The organism is uncultured Planktosalinus sp., assembly GCF_963973675.1.
GTDB lineage: Bacteria > Bacteroidota > Bacteroidia > Flavobacteriales > Flavobacteriaceae > Planktosalinus.
The window spans coordinates 1-4,108 of sequence record NZ_CAXBAN010000249.1 but is presented as its reverse complement, the minus strand read 5'-3'; the positions used below and the strand labels follow the sequence as shown (position 1 = coordinate 4,108).

4 protein-coding genes are annotated in these 4,108 nt (G+C 38.2%); 1 reads left to right on the top strand and 3 read right to left on the bottom strand.

The window, feature by feature from the left end; translation table 11 throughout:
- The 3 genes from AACY61_RS09860 to fdhD form a co-directional block, all read right to left on the bottom strand.
- The coding region (locus AACY61_RS09860) for a 4Fe-4S binding protein (protein ID WP_339611412.1) at window positions 1–917 on the bottom strand (917 nt) is incomplete at its 3' end.
- Window positions 918–930: 13 nt separating this feature from the next.
- A complete protein-coding gene (locus AACY61_RS09855) occupies window positions 931–2,586 on the bottom strand; it encodes an NADH-ubiquinone oxidoreductase-F iron-sulfur binding region domain-containing protein (protein ID WP_339611411.1) in 1,656 nt (551 codons plus the stop codon).
- A gap of 91 nt (window positions 2,587–2,677) precedes the next feature.
- A complete protein-coding gene (fdhD, locus tag AACY61_RS09850; RefSeq protein WP_339611410.1) occupies window positions 2,678–3,481 on the bottom strand; it encodes a formate dehydrogenase accessory sulfurtransferase FdhD in 804 nt (267 codons plus the stop codon).
- Window positions 3,482–3,673: 192 nt separating this feature from the next.
- On the opposite strand from fdhD, the gene AACY61_RS09845 reads away from it, so the two are divergent.
- Window positions 3,674–4,108: NADP-dependent isocitrate dehydrogenase (locus AACY61_RS09845; protein WP_339611409.1), on the top strand; the 435-nt coding region annotated here is incomplete at its 3' end.

Below are 4,108 nucleotides of genomic sequence, written 5' to 3'. Positions count from 1 at the left end.
GCTATATAGTCATAAGCTTCATCCCAACTAACCTTTTCAAATTTACCGTCACGTTTAATCATAGGTGCATCTAGTCGGTCAGGATGGTCATAAAACTTAAATGCATAACGACCTTTTAAACAAGTGTGTCCCTGATTGACTTCTGCATCATAGGGCGCTTGAATGCTTACTATTTCATCACTTCTTGTGGAAACATCCAAATTACAACCCACCCCACAATAGGTACAAATGGTTCGGGTAACATCTGTCGCTCCAATGGCTTTGGATTGAAAAATATCTGAAATTGCAGATGTAGGACAAGCTTGAGAACAAGCACCACAACTCACACAATCAGAATCCATAAAGCTTTGATTATTACCTTTGATAATATGAGAATCAAAACCGCGACCGGCCATACTAAGTACAAATTCGCCCTGCACTTCGTCACAAGCTCTTACACAACGATAGCAATTGATACATTTGGAAAGATCTGAAGTCATATAAGGGTGGCTCAAATCCTTTTCCCTGAAAAGATGATTTTCACCTTCAGGATAACGCACATCACGAATTCCAACCTGAGCGGCTACTGTTTGCAATTCACAGTTTCCATTGACTTCACAGGTGAGGCAATCCAATGGGTGATCTGTTAAAACAAGTTCTATAAGATTTTTTCTTAAGGATTGAATCGATTTGGAATCCGGATAGATGTATTGACCTTCAGCAACAGGAGTATGACAAGAAGCCATTGTTTTAGGTTTTCCGTTTTCTTCAATAGCAACATCTACAGAACAAACCCTGCAGGAGCCAAAGGGATCAAGATTAGGAGCATCACAAAGTGTAGGAACGGCTTGCTGCCCTTTATGTCTTCTGAGAAATGACAAAACGGTTTCTCCATTTTGAATTTCATAGGGTATATTGTTGATAAAAGCTGTTTTCATAATTACGGCTTATCTAGTTAAAATAGTGTTTTAGCTCATCTTCAAAATAGATGAGTGCATTCTTTACCGGTAAGGGGATTCCGCCTCCATGGGCGCAAAGGGATGTTTTTTCCAATGTATTCAGTAAATCATCAAATAATATTCGGTCAATTTTGTAATCTGAAGTCATTGCTTTTTGAGCCAATTCCTGACCACGTTTGGTTCCTAATCGGCAGGGAAAACATTTTCCGCAACTTTCATAAGAAGCAAAATCAAATAAATGTTCTATAAATTTTATGATTGGAAAATCTTCAGGCAAACAAATAATTGATGCGTGACCTAATAGAAATCCATTTTGTGAAAACGATTCAAAATCGATTTCTAAATCGTTAATTTTACTTACAGGAACCAATCCGCCAAGCGGCCCTCCAATTTGCATGGCTTTTACTGGAGCTTTAAACCCGCCCCCCATTTCGTAAACTACTTCAGAAAGAGAAGTTCCCATTTCAACTTCATAAATTCCGGGGTTCTTAAAAAAACTATCCAGACTTATGAGTTTTGTGCCGGTGGATTTTTCTGTTCCTAGTTCTTGCCAGTTGGCACCGCCGTTTTCAAGTATATAATGCAATGTGGCCAGCGTTTCTACATTGTTGACAATCGTTGGTTTATTAAACAATCCCTGTTGTGCAGGAAAGGGTGGCCTAACGCGAACTTCAGGACGTTGACCTTCTATGGAGTTGATCAACGCTGTTTCTTCGCCACAGATATAAGAACCTTGTGCCTGAATGATTTTAAATTCAAAATCAAAACCACTACCTTGAATGTTCTTACCACACAAACCTTTCTCTTTAAGTGCATCTATGGCTTCCTGAACAACTGCAACAGATTCCGGATACTCTGCTCTGATGTACAAAACTCCGTGACTAGCACCGGTAACATACCCGGAGATAAGCATTCCAAATAAAACCGAATGAGGACGTTCTTCAAGCAAATAGCGGTCTGAATAGGCACCAGGGTCTCCTTCGTCAGCATTACAGATAATAAATTTGACATCGCTTTGGGCATTGCGGCAAAACTCGAGTTTCAAACCCATGGGAAAACCGGCTCCGCCTCTTCCCCTTACGTTTGAGGTTTTTATTTCTTCCAATACTTGAACCGCATCAGTTTTTAACGCGATTTTAAATGGAGCGTAATATTCATCAATACTTGTAAATGGCTTGGTAAGAATTTGTTTTCCGTTGGCTTTTACAATGTAATTGTCTTTAGCAGATTTTTGAATGATATCTGTATTTTTAATATCAAAATGCTTGATGGCTTCCCCGGAAAAATTAGTTCCTTCATAGTGAAAGGCACTGTTTTCATGACATCTCCCCAAACAAGTCATATGTCCAATTTCTTCGGCCTTAAAATTTTGTTTTAAAACATCAATCACTTCATCCTGAGTTCCTGCACAGACACAAGCAGTTCCATTACAGACATACACTTTCTTGCTTTTGTTCTCAGGTTTCATAAAGTCGTAAAAAGTAGTCGTACCAAAGGTGTTTGCAGTCCCGATTAGAAATTCATCAGCCAGCCGTTCCAGTTCATCTTTTTCTGGGGTACCGTTTTGACGTGCTAGTTTACCCATTCGGTCAAAAAGATTGTCTTTTAATCCTTTTCGGGCAGAAAGTTCACTTAAGTTTTTGGACATGAATACTTGATTATTAAAGCAGTTTTAAAACCTACTTTCAGTTATTGTTCATACCAAATATAATGAATTCTATAAAGTTTCAGGGCAAATTTTAACCTAGTGAACCGGAATAGATGTTAAAACTGTCTTGTTTTAAAAATCCGATAAGTATTTGATCGTTTTCACGGGCAAGTTGAACTGCCAGGCTTGAAGGTGCACCAACAGCAACTATAGTTCCAATTCCAGCCATAATCGCTTTTTGAACCAGCTCAAAACTGGCCCGACCACTTAATAGTAAAATACGATTTTCAAGTGGAAGTAATTGTTTTTGAAGTGCAACCCCAATGAGCTTATCTAAAGCATTGTGACGCCCCACATCTTCCTGGATCAATTCTAATTCCCCATTTAATTTAAAAATTGCAGCAGCGTGAATTCCTCCGGTTAGACTAAAGAGTGATTGTTGTTTTTCTAACGTTTTTTTAAGGCCAAAAAACACTTCTTCAAACGGAACACCCGCACTTTTGATTTTAAACTGTGAAATAGTTTGTATTGCTTCGATGCTTGATTTTCCACAAACGCCGCAGCTGCTAGTGGTATAGAAATTTCGTTCGCTGTTTTGAAGTTCTATGGTTTCTCCTTCATTCAATTGAACCACTACAACGTTCTCTCCAAACGAAAATGCGTTTTTAACTTGTTGATAATTCTTAATCAACCCTTCTGTAAACAAAAAACCAAGTGCCAAACCGGTGTCATTTCCGGGAGTGCGCATCGTAACCGAAATTGATTTTGCCTGACTTTCATTGGAATGCTGCACCTGAATTTCAAGAGGTGCTTCTACTGCAACAAGATCATCCTTTGTTGTAGTTAAGTCGGCTTCTTTACGATGGATTTTTATAGATTGAATGCCGGAGTTCATATTCAATGGAAACAAAAAATGATTGACTCTATTTATTTACCACTAAGGTAATAATTATTTAGCCAAACCCTAGATTGAAACCTAACATAATTTATTCTGTTGCTTTTAAAAGGCATTTTGAATGCGTATATTTGCAATCCATCAATCAACCTTGATTGAACACAGATTTAATTTTCTTAAAAATTTGATAGCATGACTAAAAAATCAACGATCATTTATACCAAAACAGATGAGGCGCCGGCTCTGGCCACTTATTCATTTTTACCCATAGTACAGGCATTTACAGCACCTGCAGGAATTCAACTGGAAACAAGGGATATTTCTCTGGCAGGAAGAATTCTTGCTAAATTTCCGGACTACCTCTCTGAAACACAAAAAGTCGCTGATGATTTAGAAGAATTAGGTAAACTGGCAAAAACCCCAGAAGCAAATATTATAAAACTTCCCAATATAAGTGCCTCTGTACCCCAGCTCAATGCTTCTATCAAAGAGCTTCAACAAAAAGGATATGCAATACCCAATTACCCTGAAGAACCACAAAACGAGAGGGAAAAAGATATCAAAAGTCGCTATGATAAAATAAAAGGCAGTGCTGTAAATCCCGTGCTTCGTGAAGGAAATTCAGAC